The organism is Bradyrhizobium sp. SPXBL-02 (assembly GCF_051853065.1).
Taxonomy (GTDB): Bacteria; Pseudomonadota; Alphaproteobacteria; order Rhizobiales; family Xanthobacteraceae; genus Bradyrhizobium.
On sequence record NZ_CP182474.1, the window covers coordinates 1,339,268 to 1,356,511 of the forward strand.

The 17,244-nt window shown below is 64.8% G+C and carries 17 protein-coding genes; 9 read left to right on the forward strand and 8 right to left on the reverse strand.

Annotated elements, in window-relative coordinates:
- Positions 1–19: 19 nt before the first annotated feature.
- The 6 genes from ureC (at position 20) to ACNJYD_RS06300 (ending at position 6,124) form a co-directional block, all read left to right on the forward strand.
- Complete coding sequence (ureC, locus tag ACNJYD_RS06275) at positions 20–1,735, forward strand: urease subunit alpha (RefSeq protein WP_212254174.1); 1,716 nt, start codon at positions 20–22, stop codon at positions 1,733–1,735.
- A gap of 130 nt (positions 1,736–1,865) precedes the next feature.
- Positions 1,866–2,165, forward strand: a complete 300-nt coding sequence (locus ACNJYD_RS06280; protein ID WP_035998129.1) for a putative quinol monooxygenase — start codon at positions 1,866–1,868, stop codon at positions 2,163–2,165.
- A 13-nt stretch (positions 2,166–2,178) separates the two neighbouring features.
- A complete protein-coding gene (locus ACNJYD_RS06285) occupies positions 2,179–2,790 on the forward strand; it encodes an urease accessory protein UreE (protein WP_172784895.1) in 612 nt (203 codons plus the stop codon).
- Entirely contained in the window at positions 2,771–3,499 is a 729-nt protein-coding gene (locus ACNJYD_RS06290) for an urease accessory protein UreF (protein ID WP_439367417.1), read from the forward strand. Before ACNJYD_RS06285 ends, ACNJYD_RS06290 begins: the two co-directional genes overlap by 20 nt.
- Positions 3,500–3,538: 39 nt before the next feature.
- On the forward strand, positions 3,539–4,162 hold the full coding sequence (gene ureG, locus ACNJYD_RS06295) for an urease accessory protein UreG (protein ID WP_439365683.1): 624 nt from the start codon (positions 3,539–3,541) through the stop codon (positions 4,160–4,162).
- A 300-nt stretch (positions 4,163–4,462) separates the two neighbouring features.
- Positions 4,463–6,124, forward strand: a complete 1,662-nt coding sequence (locus ACNJYD_RS06300; RefSeq protein WP_172784893.1) for a CHASE domain-containing protein — start codon at positions 4,463–4,465, stop codon at positions 6,122–6,124.
- Here the strand turns inward: ACNJYD_RS06300 and ACNJYD_RS06305 are convergent.
- The 5 genes from ACNJYD_RS06305 to ACNJYD_RS06325 form a co-directional block, all read right to left on the reverse strand.
- The gene (locus ACNJYD_RS06305; protein ID WP_271510076.1) at positions 6,121–6,729 is read right to left on the reverse strand and encodes a TetR/AcrR family transcriptional regulator; all 609 of its coding nucleotides are present in this window, start codon (positions 6,727–6,729) and stop codon (positions 6,121–6,123) included. The genes ACNJYD_RS06300 and ACNJYD_RS06305 overlap by 4 nt on opposite strands.
- Before the next feature lie 84 nt (positions 6,730–6,813).
- Positions 6,814–7,956, reverse strand: a complete 1,143-nt coding sequence (locus ACNJYD_RS06310) for an OpgC domain-containing protein (RefSeq protein WP_212254176.1) — start codon at positions 7,954–7,956, stop codon at positions 6,814–6,816.
- 182 nt (positions 7,957–8,138) lie between these two features.
- Complete coding sequence (locus ACNJYD_RS06315; protein WP_172784891.1) at positions 8,139–8,594, reverse strand: hypothetical protein; 456 nt, start codon at positions 8,592–8,594, stop codon at positions 8,139–8,141.
- An 88-nt stretch (positions 8,595–8,682) separates the two neighbouring features.
- Positions 8,683–9,054, reverse strand: a complete 372-nt coding sequence (locus ACNJYD_RS06320; RefSeq protein ID WP_172784890.1) for a DUF883 family protein — start codon at positions 9,052–9,054, stop codon at positions 8,683–8,685.
- A gap of 78 nt (positions 9,055–9,132) precedes the next feature.
- Complete coding sequence (locus ACNJYD_RS06325; RefSeq protein WP_172784889.1) at positions 9,133–10,245, reverse strand: AI-2E family transporter; 1,113 nt, start codon at positions 10,243–10,245, stop codon at positions 9,133–9,135.
- 206 nt (positions 10,246–10,451) lie between these two features.
- Here ACNJYD_RS06325 and ACNJYD_RS06330 point away from each other — a divergent pair, with 206 nt between their 5' ends.
- Both ACNJYD_RS06330 and ACNJYD_RS06335 read left to right on the forward strand, forming a co-directional pair.
- Positions 10,452–11,246, forward strand: coding sequence for a L,D-transpeptidase (locus tag ACNJYD_RS06330; RefSeq protein WP_439365684.1), 795 nt, complete (start codon positions 10,452–10,454; stop codon positions 11,244–11,246).
- A gap of 16 nt (positions 11,247–11,262) precedes the next feature.
- Positions 11,263–11,913 carry a DUF2865 domain-containing protein gene (locus ACNJYD_RS06335; protein ID WP_439365685.1) on the forward strand — a complete coding sequence of 217 codons (651 nt, stop codon included), beginning with the start codon at positions 11,263–11,265 and terminating at the stop codon, positions 11,911–11,913.
- A gap of 31 nt (positions 11,914–11,944) precedes the next feature.
- Here ACNJYD_RS06335 and ACNJYD_RS06340 read toward each other — a convergent pair whose 3' ends face one another.
- Positions 11,945–14,038 carry a methyl-accepting chemotaxis protein gene (locus ACNJYD_RS06340; RefSeq protein ID WP_439365686.1) on the reverse strand — a complete coding sequence of 698 codons (2,094 nt, stop codon included), beginning with the start codon at positions 14,036–14,038 and terminating at the stop codon, positions 11,945–11,947.
- Between the two features lie 272 nt (positions 14,039–14,310).
- On the opposite strand from ACNJYD_RS06340, the gene ACNJYD_RS06345 reads away from it, so the two are divergent.
- A complete protein-coding gene (locus ACNJYD_RS06345) occupies positions 14,311–14,466 on the forward strand; it encodes a Thivi_2564 family membrane protein (RefSeq protein ID WP_130363252.1) in 156 nt (51 codons plus the stop codon).
- 61 nt (positions 14,467–14,527) lie between these two features.
- On the opposite strand, the gene ACNJYD_RS06350 is transcribed toward ACNJYD_RS06345, so the two are convergent.
- The gene (locus tag ACNJYD_RS06350) at positions 14,528–14,728 is read right to left on the reverse strand and encodes a CsbD family protein (RefSeq protein ID WP_008546815.1); all 201 of its coding nucleotides are present in this window, start codon (positions 14,726–14,728) and stop codon (positions 14,528–14,530) included.
- A 162-nt stretch (positions 14,729–14,890) separates the two neighbouring features.
- On the reverse strand, positions 14,891–17,056 hold the full coding sequence (locus ACNJYD_RS06355) for a malate synthase G (RefSeq protein WP_439365687.1): 2,166 nt from the start codon (positions 17,054–17,056) through the stop codon (positions 14,891–14,893).
- Positions 17,057–17,244: the final 188 nt, after the last annotated feature.

Below are 17,244 nucleotides of genomic sequence, written 5' to 3' on the forward strand. Positions count from 1 at the left end.
ATCGCAAACGGGGCTTGTGATGTCCGTCAAGATGAAGCGTTCCGTCTATGCCGACATGTTCGGCCCGACCACCGGCGACAAGGTGCGGCTGGCCGACACCGACCTCGTCATCGAGGTCGAGAAGGATTTCACCACCTATGGCGAGGAGGTGAAGTTCGGCGGCGGCAAGGTGATCCGCGACGGCATGGGGCAGTCGCAGGTCACCAACAAGCAGGGCGCGGCCGACACGGTCATCACCAACGCGCTGATCGTCGACCATTGGGGCATCGTGAAGGCCGACGTTGCCATCAAGGACGGCCTGATCGCAGGCATAGGCAAGGCCGGCAATCCCGACATCCAGCCCGGCGTCACCATCATCATCGGACCCGGCACCGACGTGATCGCGGGCGAAGGCAAGATCCTCACGGCCGGCGGCTTCGACAGCCACATCCATTTCATCTGCCCACAGCAGATCGAGCACGCGCTGATGTCAGGCGTCACCTCGATGCTGGGCGGCGGCACCGGCCCCTCGCACGGGACGTTCGCGACCACCTGCACGCCGGGGCCCTGGCACATCGCGCGGATGATCCAGTCGTTCGACGCCTTCCCGGTCAATCTCGGCATTTCCGGCAAGGGCAACGCCTCGCGCCCCGCGGCGCTGGTTGAGATGATCAGGGCCGGTGCCTGTGCGCTGAAGCTGCACGAGGATTGGGGCACCACGCCGGCCGCGATCGACAATTGCCTGTCGGTGGCGGACGATCACGATATCCAGGTGATGATCCACACCGACACGCTGAACGAATCCGGCTTCGTCGAGGACACGATCAAGGCCTTCAAGGGCCGCACCATCCACGCCTTCCACACCGAAGGCGCCGGCGGCGGCCACGCTCCTGACATCATCAAGGTCGCCGGCCTGAAGAACGTGCTGCCGTCCTCGACCAATCCGACGCGCCCCTTCACCCGCAACACCATCGACGAGCATCTGGACATGCTGATGGTGTGCCACCACCTCGATCCCTCGATCGCGGAAGATCTGGCGTTCGCCGAAAGCCGCATCCGCAAGGAGACCATCGCGGCCGAAGACATCCTGCACGATCTCGGCGCGCTCTCGATGATGTCCTCGGACTCGCAGGCCATGGGCCGGCTCGGCGAGGTCATCATCCGGACCTGGCAGACCGCCGACAAGATGAAGAAGCAGCGCGGAGCCTTGCCGCAGGACAACGGCAAGGACAACGACAATTTCCGCGTCAAGCGCTACATCGCCAAATACACCATCAACCCCGCGATCGCGCATGGCGTGTCGAAGCTGATCGGCTCGGTGGAGAAGGGCAAGCTCGCCGATCTCGTGCTGTGGTCGCCGGCCTTCTTCGGCGTCAAGCCGGACTGCATCGTCAAGGGCGGCACCATCGTCGCGGCGCCGATGGGTGATCCCAACGCCTCGATCCCGACGCCGCAGCCGGTGCACTACCAGCCGATGTTCGGCGCGTTCGGTAAGGCGCGTACGGCATCCTCGGTGGTGTTCACCTCCAAGGCCGCGATCACTGGTGGCCTCGCGCGAAAGCTCGGCATCGAGAAGAAGCTCTATGCCGTCCAGAATACCCGGGGCAGGATCTCCAAGAAGAGCATGATCCACAACGACGCGACGCCCAAGATCGAGGTCGATCCGGAGACCTATGAAGTGCGGGCCGATGGCGAATTGCTGACCTGCGCCCCGGCGGAGGTGCTGCCGATGGCGCAGCGATATTTCATGTACTGAAATAGCGCCTCAACGCATGTCCCCGGCGGTGTCCGGGGACGGCTTTTTGCGGTTTTGCGTTCGGTCCCGCCTGGTCTAATGTCCCGCCCGGTATCGTAACCCTTTAGAAGAAAAGCCGGGAGGATTTCTCGTGATCTACGTCGTTGCCACCCTGACCATCAAGCCCGAGACGCGCGCCGAGTTCATCGCGGCCGCCACCGCCTGCATCAAGGAGACGCGGAAGGAGCCCGGCAATATCGCCTATGATCTGCATGAGAGCGTCACGGACCCTGCCAAGATGGTGTTCGTCGAGCAGTGGGAGAATATGGAGGCGCTGGGGCCGCATCGTGCTGCCGAGCACATGAAGACGTTCGGCCGCGTTGCGGTGAAATGCTTCACGGCGCCGCCGAAGATCGAATACATCACGCCCGAGAAGGTCGAGACACGGTAAAGAGGGACGACGCATGATCCGGGCGACGCAGGTCAGGGGACAGCACCGCTTCACGGAAGCACCAGTGGACACGGTCGTGCTCGATTTCGACGACCGGCACCGTCGTCGCATGGCGATGACGGGAACGCGGGGCCTCGAATTCCTGCTCGACCTGGAGCATGCCGTCGCGCTGCGCGGCGGCGATGCGCTGGTGCTTGAGGATGGAAGGCTGATCGAGGTGGTCGCGGCGCCCGAGCCGCTGCTGGAAATCCGCGGCCGCGATCCGCACCACCTCGTCCGCGTCGGCTGGCATCTCGGCAACCGTCACCTGCCGACGCAGATATTGGCCAAGGCCCTGCGCATCCGCCGCGATCACGTCATCGAGGCGATGGTGAAGGGCCTCGGCGCGCGTGTGATCGAGATCGAAGCGCCGTTCGATCCCGAAGGCGGCGCCTATGCCGATGCCGGCCATGCGCATGGACACGACCATGCGCATCACGATCACGGCCATCATCACCATGACCATGGCCACCACCATGATCATGCCGCGCACGACCATGGCCATGAGCACCACCATCACCACGACGAGCATTGCGATCATCCCGATCATCACCACGGCCACAAGCATGCTCATGACCACAAATGAGCCGGTCGGCGCCGGTGGTCTTGCCGAGGGCGAGGCGGCGGCGCTGTACCGGCTGATGACCTGGCTCTCGCCGGCGTTCCCGGTCGGCGGTTTCTCCTATTCCAGCGGCATCGAATGGGCGGTCGAGGCCGGCGACGTCACCGACACGACGACGCTGGCGGATTGGCTCGATGCGATGCTCGCCGACGGCTCGGGCTTCTGTGACGCGACGTTTCTGGTCCACGCCTATCGCGCCACGGAATCGGGCGAGACGGCCGCTTTGAACGAGATCGCCGAGCTTGCGAGCGCCTTCGTGCCGTCGCGCGAGCGGCAGCTGGAGACGACCTCGCAGGGCCGCGCCTTCATCGACATTGCCCGCGCCGCGTGGGATGCCGACGGACTGGATGCCACGGTCGCGGCATGCAGCGCGCCACTGATCTATCCGGTCGCGGTCGGCGTCGTTGCCGCGATGCACGCCGTGCCGTTGGCGCCGACGCTGCACGCCTTCCTGCATGCGCTGGTCTCGAACTGGATTTCCGCGGCCAGCCGGCTCATTCCGCTCGGCCAGACCGATAGCCAGCGTGTGCTCGTGAAGCTGGAAGCCACCGTCGCCGCCACCGCCAATCGCGCGCTGGCTGCAACCTTGGACGATCTCGGCAGCGCGACGTTCCGGGCCGACCTCGCCAGCTTGCGGCACGAGACGCAATATACCCGGTTGTTTCGGTCGTGAGAGGCGCGGCCTTCAAGTCATCAGGAGAGAGCAAGTCACATGGCGAAATCTCACGGTCCCTTGCGTGTCGGCGTCGGCGGTCCGGTCGGATCGGGCAAGACCGCGCTGATGGACCTGCTCTGCAAGACCATGCGCGAGCGCTATGACATTGCGGCGATCACCAACGACATCTACACCAAATGGGATGCGGAGTTCCTGGTGCGTTCGGGATCGTTGACGCCGGATCGCATCGCGGGCGTCGAGACCGGCGGCTGCCCGCACACGGCGATCCGCGAGGATGCCTCGATGAATCTCGCTGCGGTCGCGGACATGCGCGCCAAGTTTCCCGGACTTGACCTCGTGCTGATCGAATCCGGTGGCGATAATCTTGCTGCCACTTTTTCCCCGGAGCTGGCGGACCTCACCATCTACGTCATCGACGTCGCCGCCGGCGACAAGATCCCGTCCAAGGGCGGCCCCGGCATCACCCGGTCCGACCTCCTGGTCATCAACAAGACCGACCTCGCGCCCCATGTCGGCGCCTCCCTGGAGAAGATGGAGAGGGACGCCAGGCGCATGCGCGGCGAGCGGCCCTTCGTCATGACCAACCTCAAGAAAAGCGAGGGGCTCGACCGCATCGTCGGCTTCATCGAGGCCAAAGGCGGCCTGAAACGGGCGGGCTGACCGGACGCGACCAGTTGGCGCAGGTGTTTTTAGCCGTTAACGAGCTGGGCCACGCCGCAACCCGCGGAACAAATTTGGGACACGGGGATTAACTACCTCCGGCGCCCGGGGCGAATTCATCCCGGCCAGACCATCGGCCGGACGGATTAAGCTTTTCAGGCGACCCAAGTTGCGTACTGATGTCTCCTCCTTCATTATCTCCGCCACTGGGGTTTACCCTGCTTCGGCCCATGGCCGTTCGAGCGGCGTTCATGTGCTCCGTGTTCATTGCCGACCTCCTGCTTTCGCCTGAGTAATCGCGTGGTCAGGCTGGGTTTCATCATCGGCTTCATCGCTCTGCTCGGGGCCCTGCTCTCCGGGCTTGCGGCTTATCGCGTCCACGACCAGGAGCTGGCGCTGGACCGGATCGCGCTGGCGCGTGCGATCGATGTGCATGCGAGCCTGGTCCAGGACCGCCTGACCGAGCGGGAGCTGCTCGCGCGTGTCGCCTCGGGCCTGTTCCGCGCGCCGTCGGTGATCAAGCCGAACATGCTGGAGCCGCTGCGCTCGGCGATCTACGCCTTCAAGACCGACTTCGTGGTGGCTGGGTGGGTCGCCCGGCTGAAGCCGGACGAGCTTGCGGCGGCGCAGGCCGCCCTCGCTGGCGCCGGCTTCCCGACTCCGCAGATCCGCTCGTATGACGACAAGCCGATCAACCCTGCCGATGTCACCCAGCCGATCGACGTACTGTTGGATCTCGAGCCGCGCAGCAACGAGACCAGGATGTTGCCCGGCCGCAGCTACGATCAGGATCCGGTTCGCAGCGCGATGCTGACGCGCGCGCGCACCGAGAAGAGGTCGGTTGCCTCGGACCCGGTGCCGTTGATCCGCGGAAACGGAGCGATCGGCATCATCGTGGCTGCGCCCGTCATTCCCGAGGGAGCGACCGAGCCGGCCGGGTTCGTGACGTTTTCCTACGAGCTCGCCTCGCTGATGCTGGCCAATGACGACATGTCGCTGTTCGCGGTGGCGCTCAGGGATCCGCGCAAGGACGGCGGCGAGCTGATCGCCAACGATCAGGGCGTGGTCTCGACGCGGATGGCGGCGGCGGACGGGCCGGCGCCGTCGGCGACGCGCACGGTGAGCTTCGGCGGCCGCGATTGGCAGCTCGGCTATTACGCGAAGACCAATTCGGTGCGCCGCGCCGAGCAGACCGCGATCATCGTGGCGGCGATCGGCTTTGCCATCACTGCAATGGTGTGCGGCCTGTTCGGTTATGTCGCCTACAACAATCTGCGGCTTAGCCGGGAGATCCAGGTCAGGATCGGCTTCGAGCGCCGGCTGACCGCGGTCATCGACGAGCTCAACCACCGCGTCAAGAACATCCTGGCGGTGATCCAGTCGATCGTGACGCGCACCTTGCGCCACGGCTCGGACATCGACAGCGCGCGCGAGCTCCTGATCGGACGCATCCACGCCATGTCCAACGTGGTGTCGCTGCTCAGCGAGAGCCAGTGGCAGGGCGTCAAGTTGAAGGGCCTGTTCGAGGCGCGCGCGATTCCGCATGCCGATCGCATCGCTGTCACCGGCCCCGATATCGCGGTCAGCGCGCGTGCGGCGCAGAGCCTCTCGCTGCTGTTCTTCGAGCTCGCCTCGCATTCCGACGAGGGCCTGTCATTGGTCGGCAAGCACCCCCACATCACAGCCAATTGGACGGTGACGGGCGAAGATGGCCACGAGGTCTTCCATTTTCGATGGGAGGAGTTCAACACCAGCGAGGCGACGCGCCGGCCCGATTCCGATTTCGGCCTGATCCTGCTCGACCGCGTCGCGCCCGAGGCGCTGGGGGGGACCGCCAAGCGCTTCTTCACGGACGTCTCCTACGTCTATGAATTGACCGCGCCGATGGAGACGGTGGTCGACATGACCGAGCGCGACCGCACGGACAAGATCTCGGCGCCGGTCAGGCCGGCGCGAAGCTAACTCTTTGGCCGCAACACCAGATCGACGAGGCTGCGCGCGTAGCCAGGTGTGATCGGCGCGATGCCGAAGATGTAGCGGTAGAACAGGCTGCCATAGATCGCGTCGTAGAGATTCTCAGGGGGACCCTCGGCCTGAATGCTGCCGTCCTTCTGGCCGGCGGCGATCATGTCCACCAGCGCGTCGCGGCGGAATTGCAAGTAGCGGGCGTAGAACAGCTCGGCCGAGCCGGTCTTGGAAATGCATTCTGAGATCACGGCGAGCTGCACCTTGCCGAATTCGCCCTGGAGCGCCTCGGCATAGGCGGTGGCGTGGCGCCGCGCGCGCGCCGCGGGCGTGCCGGCGCTCGCAGGCGGCAGCGGCAGCATCTGCGCGGCATGGTGGAGGAATGCGTCGATCAGCAGCGCTTCCCGCGACGGCCACCATTTGTAGATCGTCATCTTCGACACGCTGGAGTGGCGCGCGATCGCATCGATGGTGGTGGCGGCAAGGCCGGTGGTCGCCATCAGTGCATAGGCGCTTTCGAGGATGGCGTTGGTGGTCTCGATCGACCTTGGCCGGCCGCGCCGGGGCGCGCTCTCCGCCTCTTCACGCCCGTCTTTCGCCATCGCCACGCCCGGTCTCCTCACGCAGAGTCCCGGCATAGCGCAGGGGCGCCTTTCGGCCTAGCAGAATCGCACGCTTTTTTGGCTCTACGCCTGCCGCCGCAGGGCTGCCGGCAGATCCTGCCGTTTCGACCAGGCGATGTAGTAGGCGAGCCCGGTCATCGCGGCGAAGCCGGTGATGCTCACCGCCACCTGCATCACCACCAAGTTCGGCCCGGTGATCAGGATGAGGTGGCCGGCGAAGGACAGGAACACGGCGACACAGAATACCGCGAGCCATTCCTCACCGCATGCGATCACCGCTTGCAGCGGTCTCCATCTCAGGCCGGGGTGATCGGCCGGAATGAGATGGGTCGCAATGAACGCGAGGGCCAGGAAATGGACCACGCGATAGGGCGCGAGGTTTTCCTTGTCGGTCGGCGCGATGCTGTTGAGGAGGAGATCCGGCAGGTAAGCGGATAGCGTCGGCGAATGGCGCATCAAGGTGACGGCCATTGCGAAGATCAAATAGGCGCCTGCGAGGATCCGCAGCCAGGACATGCCGCGCAGCGCCCGCCCCGGCGCACCGGTCACGGCGAACCAGCCGCCCAGCACCATCAGCAGCTGCCAGCACAGCGGATTGAAGGTCCATTCCCCGTCCGGATAGATCCGAAAATTCCAGCCGAACCAGCGCGCGGCAAGATACAGCGCGACCGATGCCGCCAGCGTCAGGTTCGGCCCCCGCAACAGGCCCCACAGCACGAGCGGAAAGAGCGCCATCAGCGGGATCATCAGCTGCAGCAGGTCGAGATTCAGCGGCTCTTCCTGGAGCACGAGACCGCGGACCAGGATGCGCAGCGGATGCTCGAGAATTCCGGAGATGTTGTATTCGTGGATGATCTCCGGCGCCATCGATTGCGAGGCGACATAGGCGATGGCGTCGATATAGATCACGAACAGCACGACATAGGCGGCATAGAGCCGCCAGACCCGACGAAAGATGCGCGTCGCTGCGACCACATAGCCGCGCTCCAGCGCCATCCTGCCGTGGATGATGGCAACGCCGTAGCCCACCACGAACACGAACAGGTCCGCCGCGCCGCTGAAGCCGAAATTGCGGAGCGTCAGCAGGTTGACGACGTTGTTCGGAATATGGTCGACGAAGATGGACCAATTGGCGATGCCGAGCGTCAGATAGAGCCTGGCGTCGTGCTGGAATGCGGCGAGGTTCGCCTTGACGGACGGTTTCATTAAGTAAAATAGCTTTGGGAATCAGGATGATGCTTTTAGCGGCAATCGCCTGCCCATCCGAGTAGCGTTTGCGTGAGCGGCAAGGCAATCGCGCCGAACCGCGCAGAAATGCGGCCCTCGCCCTCTATCGAATTGATGCGCCCAAAGGACTTACGACGAAATTTTCTGACCCGCGCCGATCGCTACTCGGCAGGCTCCGCCGACACCTCGTCGGCCACGCCGGCGCGGCTCGCCAGGATGCCGAGGGCGACGCCCCCGATGGCCAGGATCGGCAACAATCGTTTCACCCCGATGGCGCGAACGATCTGAAGCCCGGTGGCGAGGAGCATCGGATCTGCAAGCATGCTCTGCGCGGCCGATTTCGCCGCGCGCTCGGCCGCGATCTGGGCGCGCTTCTGCACCTCGCGCTTGTAGCCCCAATAGGAGCCTGCCGCGGCCAGCGTCAGCAGAAAGAAGATGCCGGCGCCGGCAAGACAAGCCTGCACCGGGCCATATTTCTGCAGCACCCAGATGAAGACGGCGGCACAAAGGAAGCCTGTCGTCACGAGCAGCGCGAAGGCAGCGCCCGCAGCCAGGGAGGTCAGCCGAACAGTCGTGCCGGTGGATGCACTGATGCTGTCGATGATGCGCTGAAACATGGCCTTGCTCCTCAATCCCCGCCAGCCGAATCGTCACGGGCCGACAGCGGCCGCGTGTCGCTGCCGTGTCAAATGAACGGCGGCATCCTTAGCGACGCCAGGCGGCGCCGATCAGGAAGCCGATGCCGAGCGCCAGCCCGACGGTCGCCAGCGGCCGCTGTGTGATCGCATCTTCCAGCGTCTCTTCGATCGAGCCGTAGGCATCTTGTGCGGCTTCCATCATCGCGCTGCCGCGCTCGGACATGTCGTCCATCGCGGAATCCATGTTCTCGCGCGCCTGGCGATAGCCGCGGCGAGCCTGCTTGCTGGTGGAGTTGGCGAAAGTATTGAGCGCGTCGGTGATCTGGTCGGTGAGGGCGGCGATATCGCTTTTCACGGCTGCTACATCCTTTTCGAGGCGGTCTCGGGTGGCTTTGTCGGTCCAGTCTCTCATCCCGGTTTCGGCATTGGGCGTGGACATCGGGAGCTCCGAACTGTTGACGGCTGAGATGGGCGGAGAACGTTTCGTCGCCGGGTAAGTTCCGTTCGCTGAAACCGGTCAGGCTTGCGGAAGCTGCGGCGAATTCTCCGGCAACAGGTGGTCCTTCAGGATCAGCGCGACGATCAGGAGCGGCGACGACAGGAACGCGCCCATCGGCCCCCACAGCCAGGTCCAGAACGCGAGCGCGAGCAGCACGGCGAGCGCGTTCAGGGCGAGCCGCCGGCCGATGATCGTCGGTGTGATGAAGTGCCCCTCCAGAAAGGTGAGGCCGCCGAAGGCGAGCGCGGCCATCAGGCCGCCGCCGATGGTCGGAAAGGCGATCAGCCCCACCACGACCAGCACGGCGAACATCGCCACGGGCCCGATGATGGGGATGAAGTTGAGCGTGGCCGCCAGCGCGCCGAGCCCGGCCGGATTGGGCATTCCGGTGAGCGCGCAGATCAGGCCGGTGGCGACGCCGACGCCGACATTGATGAGGGTGACGGTCAGCAGATAATTGCCGAGATGGACCTCGATCTCGTTGAGGATCCGGAGCGTGCGCAGCCGCGCGTCGCGATCGCTGAAGGTCATGATCATGGCTCGCCGCAGGTCGCGCCAGCTTGCGATGAACAGGATCAGGGTGACGAAGAACAGCAGAAATTCGGTAAAGGTCGGTGACAGGAATTCCAGCGTCGGCTGCACCCACTCCACCTTGGGCATGTGGATGCTCGGCAATCCCTCCGAGCCGCCGAGCATGGCTTGCATCTCCCGCCAGAGCGCAAGCGGCCGATCGAACACGTGCAGCTTGTCCCGCAGTTGCGCGCCGAGCTCCGGCAGGCGCGTGCTCCATGCCATGACCGGCGAAGCGATCAGCGCCACGACGAAGGCGACCACCGCGGTCACCGCGACCACGATCAGAACGGCGCCGAGGCTGCGTGGGACCTTGCTTCGCTCCAGGAAGGTGGCCGCCGGAGACAGCATGGTCCCGGTGACGAACGCCATCACGACCGGCAGGAAGAACGCCTTGCCGACATAAAGCACGGCGACGATGGCAATCAGCAACAGGCCGGCCAGCGCGAACGCGACGAATTCAGTGCGGCGGATCACCGGCGGCAGCTCGACATGGCTCTCGGGGAGCGGTTCGCCTTCGCCGTTGCCGGAAATCAAACGGTCACTGGGTAGGACGCGCACAATATCTCTCCCGCACGGAATCCGCGATCCGCGCGCCCATTGATGACCTCACAACGCGTGGGCGGTATGCCGGTTCCATCGCGGCTTCGTGAACGATGGCTCGCTTGACTGTGACGTCGCTGCCGCACGCGGCAACGGAACTTCGATCCAGCCGGCGGAGTTTGTTGGGCAGCGCATTACCTGATGCACATCCAACGGGGCAGCTCATGACAAAGTTGTTTGCAGTCCGTCGCAGCTTCTCGCCGCGCGCCGTCGGCGCATTCGCTTTCGCAAGCGCTCTGCTCATGGCGCCCATGGGCACCGCGAGCGCGCAAACCTTCGGCTATGCGCCGATGCAGCGGGTGTACCCGCAGGACCTGTACTCGCAGGGCCAATACTCGCAGGATGACCTCAACGAGGCGCCGCAGGTCGCCGACGAGGATGCTCAGTTGCCCGACCGGCTGCGCAGGCAGATCGTCAGCTTCGACAGGAGCGAGGCGGCTGGTACCATCGTCATCGATACCAACAGCACCTATCTCTACTACGTGCTCGGAGGCGGCCGCGCGATCCGCTACGGCGTCGGCGTCGGCCGCGAGGGCTTTACCTGGTCGGGCGTGCAGAGCGTCAGTCGCAAGGCCGAGTGGCCGGACTGGCATCCGCCGGCCGAGATGATCGCGCGCCAGCCCTATCTGCCGCGCTTCGTCGCCGGCGGCCCCGGCAACCCGCTCGGTGCGCGTGCGATGTATCTCGGCTCGAGCCAATACCGCATCCACGGTACCAATGATCCCTCCACCATCGGAAAGTTCGTCTCCTCCGGCTGCATCCGCATGACCAACGAGGACGTCATTGACCTGTTCAATCGCGTTAATGTCGGCGCCAAGGTCGTGGTGCTGCCGAAGAACGCGCCCTTGATGGCCAGAGGAGGCGACAAGGCCGGCGAGCCCGTGCGCAGGCGGCCGGCCGTGACGACGCTGCCCTCGGGTCGGCAGGCGTTGAACGTCACGTCGTCGGCCGTGAATTAAGCGTGAGCGAGGTCATATGAGCAGACGCCTGATTGGCAAATGGACTGGCGGAACGGTGATCCTGATCGCGATCTCCGCCGGTCTTGCATCGGCGCCGTCGGCGCATGCGGAGGATTTCTTCTCGGCATTGTTCGGCGGCTTCCGGATGCGGCCGCCGCCGGAAATCCGCATGCCGTTCCCCAATGACGATGGGCCGCGCTACGATGGGCCGCGTCAGCGGGCCTCCTATGGCGGCGGCGCGGCCTATTGCGTGCGCGGCTGTGACGGCCGCTATTTCCCGGCGCAGGGCAGCGATTCCGAGAGCAAGGCGCAATCCTGCAAGAGCTTCTGCCCAGCCTCGGAAACCTCGCTGGTCTATGGCAGCAATATCGACGACGCCTCTACGGAGAACGGAAAGTCCTATTCCGACCTGCCGAACGCGTTCCGCTTTCGCAACGAGATCGTCGCGGGCTGTACCTGCAACGGCAAGGACCCGGTCGGGCTCGCATCGGTCAAGGTCGAGGACGATCCGACCCTGCGCAAGGGCGACATCGTCGCCGGAGCCGGCGGCCTCGTGGTCGCCAGCCGCAACGCCAATGACCGCCGCGGTGTCGCGATGAATTTCTCGCCGCTGCCGGAATCGGTGCGCGCCAGATTCCGCCAGGTCCCCGTGGTGGCGAAGGAGTAGCTTCGGCTTCCGAACGCCGTCCTCGCCAGCCCTACGCCGCGCGGATCTTGCCCAGGAAATCGCTGACTTGCTGACCGAGCTGGCGGCTTTGCGTCTCCAGCATCTCGGAGGCCTGCTTCACGTTCTCCGCGGCACCGGCTGCGGTGTCGGCATCGGCCTTCACGCCGGTGATGTTGTCCGAAACGTTCTTGGTTCCCTGCGCCGCGTATTGCGTGCTGCGGGTGATCTCCTGCGTAGCGGCGCCTTGCTCCTGCACTGCGGCCGCGATGGCGGTAGCGACTTCGTTGACCTCGCTGATGATGCCGCCGATCGCCTGGATCGCGTTGATGGCATCACCCGCAACCTTCTGGATGTCGGCGATCTGCTCGGAAATCTCCTCGGTCGCCTTCGCGGTCTGACTCGCGAGTGACTTCACCTCGGAGGCGACCACGGCAAAGCCGCGGCCGGCATCACCGGCGCGCGCCGCCTCGATCGTGGCGTTGAGCGCGAGCAGGTTGGTCTGCGCCGCGATGGTGTTGATGAGGCCGACGACCTCGCCGATGCGCCCCGCCGACTGCGCCAAGCCCTGCACGGTGCCGTCGGTTTCGCGCGCCTGGGTGACGGCGCGGCTGGCGATGCCCGCGGCATGCGCGGCCTGCTGGCTGATGTCGTTGATGGAGGCCGAGAGCTCCTCGGCCGCTGCCGCGACGCTCTCGACACTCGTGGAGGCCTCGTTCGAGGCCTTGCCGGCAATCTCGACGCGTTCATTGCTCTGGCGCGAGACGGCCGACAGGTCGCCCGAGGTCTTGCGCATCTCGCCGGAGGCCTCGCTCAGCTCGCCCAACGACTTGCGCACGGCGCTCTCGAACTCGCCGACATGGGCCTCGACCACGCGCTGGCGGGCGGCGGCGCCCGCATTGCGCTCACGCTCCTGCTCTTCGATCTTGAGCTTCTCGGCCGCCTGCTGCTTGAAGGTCTCCAGTGCGCCGGCCAGTGCGCCGATCTCGTCATGACGGTCGAGATAGCCGCTGTCGACGGCGAGGTCGCCGCCGGCGACCTTGAGCATGGCGTCGCGGATGGTGTTGAGCGGGGTGATGACGCGGCGGCTGACCAGCATGGTCGCGCCGACGGCAAGCCCAATGGCGAGCGCCAGGAGCCCAAGCTGCACGATCAGCGCGCGCTGCGCGGCGCCGTGTTGCTCCAGCGTATGGACCTTGGCGGCGTCGAGGGCGGCTTCTGCCACTGCGACGGCATTGGACAGGCGACCGACCGTGACCGGGGTCCATTGATTGGCTGTCATCTCGGCCTTGTCGCCCTTCACCAGCGTCTCCGCGAGGCGGTCGCGCAGGGCGAGATATTGCGGATCGAAATAGGCGGACTTGACCGCGGTCATGGCGGATGACAGTGCGGACGGCAGCTGCATGCCCGATGCCGACAATTCCAGCGCCTTCCACATCGCGGCCGTGCCGCCGACATATTGGGTGTAGGACTGGTGAGCCTCGGGCGTGATCTTGCCGGCGTTAAGGCCAGTCGAGACGATGAGCGAGGCTTCGCCGGCAGTGTTGCGCAAGAGCCATGCGTTCTGCTTGATCGACAGCAGCTGATCGATCGCCGCGTCCTGGTGATTGACGGTCCCGGCCAGGACGCTCGAGAGCTTGTCGAGCGTGTCGAGCAGGCCTTGCGTCGTCTCCATGTAGTCCTTCGGCAGGCCGGCGCGGCGCTGATCCTTGGGCTTGGCGACGTCCTCCCAGAACTGCTTCTGCTGCTCGCTCGCGGATTTGTAGAGGCGCGCGAGCTCCGGCACCAGCGTGCCGGATTGCGGAAAGTCGATGGCCGGCAACAGCTCGAGCGCATGCGCCATCGCCGGCATCTCGGCGTCGCGGATCGCGCGCAGATATTTCTCGATGTCGGCGTCCATTGGCGTGGTCGCGTTCAGCAGCCTGTTGCTGGTGGAGCGATCGGTCCGCAGATTGTGCATCGCCTTGAACAGGTCGGCGGACGCGTCCGCGATCTGCGAGATCCGGCTGGCGGTCCTCAGCCGATCCCAGGATGCGTAGGCGGTGAGCGAGAGCGCAACGACCACGCAGACCGACGTGATCGCGATCACGGCCTTGAGCAGCGCGGATACGGTCAGACGATTCAGCATCGAGGTCCCCCAATTTCCATGTCGAGTTCGCGGAGGGCGCCCGGCAACAATCGAAAAGGAGGAGCCCTGTGGCATCGGCAATCACATGCCGTTGGCGCCTCATGGCCAGACGGTTTCTGCATGTGAGAGGAAAAGGGTAAAGTTTTAGGCAGCCAAGCTACCGGTAAAAATACGCATTTACTAGAAGTTGCAATGGGTTGCGTTGATGGAACCAGCGCGCGAGGCCAGCGTTAGGACATCGTTAGCAATTTGCCAGAAGGGGGGTCCCTGCAATGCTGATCGGCGTCCTCGTCACCTTTCTCGTCGTCATTCTCGTGCTTTATCTGATCAACATGCTGCCGATGGACGGCCGCGCCAAGCAGATCGCGCGCGTGATCGTCATCATCATCGGCGTCGTGTCGCTGCTGAAATATCTGACAGTATTCTAGCGGGGGCTACTGCTCCCAAACAAAAAGCCCCGGCCTGAGCCGGGGCTTCGTTCATGCTGCGCTAGTGCAGCGACTTCAGCCAGTCGTCGACGTCCTGACGAACCTGGTCCTTGGCCTTGCCGTAGCGTTCCTGCAGCCGGCCCTCGAGCTGCTCGCGGCGGCCCTCGATCAGTTGGAGGTCGTCATCGGTGAGCTTGCCCCATTTCTCCTTGGCCGATCCCTTGAACTGCTTCCAGTTTCCTTCGATCCGATTCCAGTCCATGACCATCTCCCATGGGTTGATGGCCCGACAACGCGAGGCGCACGCAGCCTGTTCCGCGCCAAGCCGCGACGTTTCGCGCAAGAAAAAAGCCCCGGCGCGGGCCGGGGCTTTTGACGGTTCCGTGACTTCGTTCAGCCCAGCGCCTCTTTATCCAAGAGCCTCTTATCCAAGAGCCTTGGCCTCGCGGCGGCGCGCGGTGAGGATGTATTCGGTGTAGCCGTTCGGCTGCTTGCGCCCCTTGAAGACGAGTTCGCAGGCCGCCTTGAAGGCGACGCCGTCGAAGGCGGGCGCCATCGGCTTGTAGATCGGATCGCCAGCGTTCTGCTTGTCGACGACGACCGCCATGCGCTTGAGCGATTCCATCACCTGCGCCTCGGTGATGACGCCCTGGTGCAGCCAGTTGGCGAGGTGCTGGCTGGAGATGCGCAAGGTGGCGCGGTCTTCCATCAGGCCGACATCGTGGATGTCGGGCACCTTGGAACAGCCGACGCCCTGGTCGATCCAGCGCACGACATAGCCCAGAATGCCCTGGCAATTGTTGTCGATCTCCTGCCTGACGTCATCGGGAGCCCAGTTCGACTTCGACACCGGAATGGTCAGGATGTCGGACAGTTTTGCCCGCGGTCCGCCCTTGGCGAGTTCTTCCTGGCGCGCGATCACGTTGACCTGGTGGTAGTGCAGCGCGTGCAGCGTCGCCGCTGTGGGCGAGGGCACCCAGGCGGTGGTAGCGCCGGCCTGCGGATGGGCGAGCTTCTGCGCCAGCATGTCCGCCATCTTGTCGGGGGCGGCCCACATGCCCTTGCCGATCTGGGCGTGGCCCGGCAGGCCACAGGTCAGGCCCATCTCGACGTTCCAGTCCTCGTAGGCCTTGATCCAGGCCTGCGCCTTCATCTCGTTCTTGCGGATCATCGGGCCCGCTTCCATCGAGGTGTGGATCTCGTCGCCGGTGCGGTCGAGGAAGCCGGTGTTGATGAACATGATGCGCTTGGAGGCGCGCTGGATGCAGGCCTTGAGGTTGACGGTGGTGCGCCGCTCCTCGTCCATGATGCCGACCTTGAGCGTGTTCTCGGGCAGGCCCAGCATCTTCTCGACGCGGTCGAAGATCTCGCAGGTCAGCGACACCTCGTCCGGGCCGTGCATCTTCGGCTTGACGATATAGGCCGATCCCGTGCGGCTGTTCTTGACCTTGGAGTGGCCCTTGAGGTCGTGGATCGCGAGCAGGCCCGAGACGGCGGCATCGAGCAGGCCTTCCGGAACCTCTTCGCCCTTCTCGTCCAGCACCGCGTCGGTGAACATGTGGTGACCGCAATTGCGCATCAACAGCAGGCTGCGGCCGTGCAGCTTGACCTCGCCCTTGCCGTCAGGCGTCTTGTAGAGGCGGTCGGAATTGAGCGAACGCGTCAGCGTCTTGCCGCCCTTCTCGAAATCGGCCGACAGCGTGCCGTTCATCAGGCCGAGTGTGTTGCGGTAGACCAGCACCTTGTCCTCGGCATCGACCGCGGCGACCGAGTCCTCCATGTCGAGGATGGTCGAGACCGCGGCCTCCACGATCATGTCGGCGACACCGGCCGGATCGTCCTTGCCGATCGCGCTGCTGCGGTCGATCTTGACCTCGATATGCAGGCCGTTGTTGACGAGCAGCACGGCGCTCGGCGCGGCGGCATCGCCCTGGAAGCCGGCGAACTGTGCGGCGTGCTTCAGCGCGGTGGCGTTGCCGCTCTTCAGCTTCCCTGCGAGCTGGCCCGCGACGACGCTGTAGGCGGTGACGTCGGTGTGGCTGCCGGTCGCGAGCGGCACGGCGTTGTCGAGGAACGCCTTGGCCTTGGCGATCACCTTGTCGCCGCGCGCCTTGTTGTAGCCCTTGCCGCTCTCGGACGGGTCGTGCGGGATCGCGTCGGTGCCGTAGAAGGCGTCATAGAGCGAGCCCCAGCGCGCATTCGCCGCGTTCAGCGCGTAGCGCGCATTGGTGAGGGGCACGACGAGCTGCGGGCCGCAGATCTTGCCGATCTCCTCGTCGACATTGGCGGTCTCGACCTTCTGCGTCGCCGGCTCCGGCACGAGATAGCCGATCTCCTTCAGGAAGGCGGTATAGGCATCGAGGTCGAGCGCCTTGCCCTTGTTGGCGCGGTGCCAGTCGTCGATCTTGGCCTGCAGATTGTCGCGAAACGCGAGCAGCTCGCGGTTCTTCGGTCCCAGCTCCTTGATGATGCCGGCAAGCCCGGCCCAGAACGCATCCGGCGCGATCCCCGTTGTCGGGGCGGCTTCCTTGGCGATGAAGTCAAACAGAACAGGGGCGATCTTCAATCCGTGGGCGTCGACGCGTTTCATGATGGGCTTTCTTGTTGGAAATGGCTGTTTTTGGCTGCTTTTGACCCGACAGCAGCAAAATGCGCCCACGCGGGGCGGCTTTCCGGACCTATTAGCCCCAAAATCAGGGCGGTGAGAAGACCCCCGGGGGCTTGTCAAAATGTCAAGAGAAGGTGGGAGAAGCCCCACGCACCGGTGTCATTCCCCGC